Origin of the sequence: Pseudorhodobacter sp., assembly GCF_030452865.1 — a bacterium.
Lineage (GTDB): Bacteria > Pseudomonadota > Alphaproteobacteria > Rhodobacterales > Rhodobacteraceae > Pseudorhodobacter.
This window is the reverse complement of record NZ_JAKDLJ010000456.1, coordinates 1-2647: the sequence shown is the minus strand read 5'-3', so window position 1 is coordinate 2647 and position 2647 is coordinate 1. Positions and strand designations below refer to the sequence as shown.

Here is a 2647-nt window from a genome sequence, read left to right as displayed (position 1 = left end):
CACAATGACCACGATCGCAGGCCCATGCGCCAAACCGGAATCTGAAACTCCGCCCAATAAAGGTTCAACTGCGCGCCGATCAGATCGACGTTTGGCCAATGCGTGTGCTGGATAAGGCTTCGCGACGAAACCTTCAAAGCCTCGGTCAGGGTTTCATCGAGGGGCAGGGGGGGCAGATCACCGGCTTCGCGCACTTTATTTTCTGCCTGTACAGCAAGCGCGTAATCTTTGGCGATCAGCGGAAAAACCGTTTTCCATTCGTCCTCGACCTGCCCCCCAAGGATGGAAGTCATCGAGGCCTGGCTGTCGAGATCGATCACCAAAACCTTATAGCCATCCAGCGCCGCGGCCATTGCCAAATGAGCGCATGTGGTGGTTTTGCCTGATCCACCTTTGAAATTGGCAACAGCACAGATTTTCGCGGGCTGGCCTTCGGGGCGGTAGGGACGGTACTCCTTGGTCGCCGATCCCTCGGCTGCGAAATGGTCCCGCAACGTCAATACTTCTTCAAGGGTAAACCACTTTGCTCCGGCAGCGCCTTCGCCTTGCGGCAGATTTTCATTGGCCTTCAGCACCCGCCGAAGATGGGCGGGGGCAATCGGAATAAGGTATTTCGTAATTTCCCAAATCGAAAACTGTCGAAGCCGCTTTTTGCCATCCGGGGCATAACCCCGCTTTGCCAAATCATCCCGGCCACGGGCGCAAAAGGCTGCGGCTTTTGCGAATCGTGTGGTATCAACTCTCGCCCCAAGCTTTTCCGCCGCTTTCGCGGGATCGAGATTCTGGTAGGCGTTCAAGGTGATTTCAGGTTTCTTGCTCATGTCTCGCTCTTTCCGGCCATGTGCGGCTTATAGGCTTCTATGCCGCTAACTATCGCACATCCGGTGAAAGGTGGGAACTGCCTAAAGTGATCCGCCTGGAAATGCATAATTGGTTTCGCCGCGAAACCAATTATGCGGATTCTTCAAATTCAAGAACAAGATCGTCAGCCCCAAAAGGTATGAATCTCTTTCAGAGCTTTATATGCTTTGACCTTACAATAATCCGTTATATCAACGTGGTACATAACTATCAGCACCAGTATGCAGGATGAATGGCACCCGTATACGGGGCGATAGGTGCCCGTATACGGGATGAAGGGTGCCCGAGTCCGTGAGGAGCAGAACCCATGATCGGGAAGCAAAAACCTCCTCAAAAGCCCTGATTTCATCCGAATCTGGCAAAGAAGGCTGAGATGCGCGGCCGATTCGGGGCAGAGAAACTAGATAGCTTAAGTGCAAGATCGGAAAGGCACCCATCTACGGGACCAATAAAGCCATCGTAAAGGTCCCAAGTCAGGTCTTGCCTCTGGGTGCCTTATCATGGATTACTAATGCATAGGATTCGCAGGTCAGCCGGTGAAGTAAGATGCAGCCACAGGTGCTTAAAGGCTCGCTTCGGCGCGAGTCGGTCAAAAAGAACGTCGCCGCGATTCATGTCAGCGGCAAGTTGACCCTGTTGCAGCGCAAGCTGTCGAACGTGTTGCTGTTGAATGCCTATGATACACTGATCAGCCAAACCAAACACCAAATCGATGCACGCACCCTATCTCTGATGATCGGCTATAACTCCAATGACATGGAAACCCTGCGCGCCGCGTTGCGCGGATTGGCCGAGACGGTGGCCGAATGGGATATGCTGGATGAGAAGGGCAAGCAGGAGTGGGGTGTTTCCAGCCTTCTGTCATATGCCAAGTTGAAATCAGGAGTTTGTGAATACGCCTATTCGCCGGCATTGGCGGAAAAGCTGCATGACCCCAAGGTGTTTGCGCTGATCAATTTGAATATTCAGAAACGCTTTACCTCGGGGCATGGGTTGGCGTTGTATGAAAACTGCTATCGGTTTGTGCGGACCGGCAGCACCGGTTGGTGGCCAATCGAAGTGTTTCGCCGCCTGATGGGGGTGGAGGACAGCAGCTATTACGAGAGTTTCAAGCACTTGAATGCGAAGATTATCAAGCCCGCGGTGGAGGAGGTGAACCGGACCTCGAACATTGAAATCACGGCGGAGTTTCAAAAGCAGGGCAGGGCGGTCAGTGAGGTTCGCTTTTTAATCCGCGAGAACAAGCAGTTGGCGATGTTTGACATTGACGATGACGCTGCCGTCCGGGCGAGCGGAACGTATAAACGGCTGATCGGGCTGGGGGCTTCAGACCGGTTGGCGCGACAGTGGATTCAGGAACATGGTGAGGAAGCGGTCGCCGAAAAGCTGACCTTTGTCAGCGAGCAGAAGCATGTGAAAAGTCCTGTGGGCTATTTGCGGGTCGCATTGGAAAATGGGTTTGACACCACGGGTTCCACGCCAGAGGCGCCGCCTTCCGCAGAAGCGCTGGAAGCTGCGCGCAAACGGGCCGCAGATCAGGCCCGCAAGGATGTCGAGGAGAACGCGCGTTTTGCCGCGAGGGATGATCGCAGACGCCGTTTTGCCGCTGTGGAGGCTGCATCCAAACAGCGCAACCCAACCCAGCGCGATGCAGACAAGCGCCTGTTCATGGGTCAGTTGAGCGATGATCTGGACCGTGAGGATTTCCGCCGCAACGGTTGGTCCAGCGCGCTGAATGCAACGGCCATTTTTGCTTTTTGGGAAGACCTGAAGCCGGGGCTGTTCG

The 2647-nt window shown here is 54.4% G+C and carries 2 protein-coding genes; one reads left to right on the top strand and one right to left on the bottom strand.

Features of this window, described 5'->3' with window-relative positions; translation table 11 throughout:
- A partial coding sequence (locus L0H65_RS17985; protein WP_301460585.1) for an AAA family ATPase occupies positions 1-821 on the bottom strand: 821 nt, incomplete at its 3' end.
- Between the two features lie 586 nt (positions 822-1407).
- Between L0H65_RS17985 and L0H65_RS17980 the strand changes: the two genes are divergently transcribed.
- On the top strand, positions 1408-2647 hold a 1240-nt coding region (locus L0H65_RS17980; RefSeq protein ID WP_301460584.1), incomplete at its 3' end, for a replication initiation protein.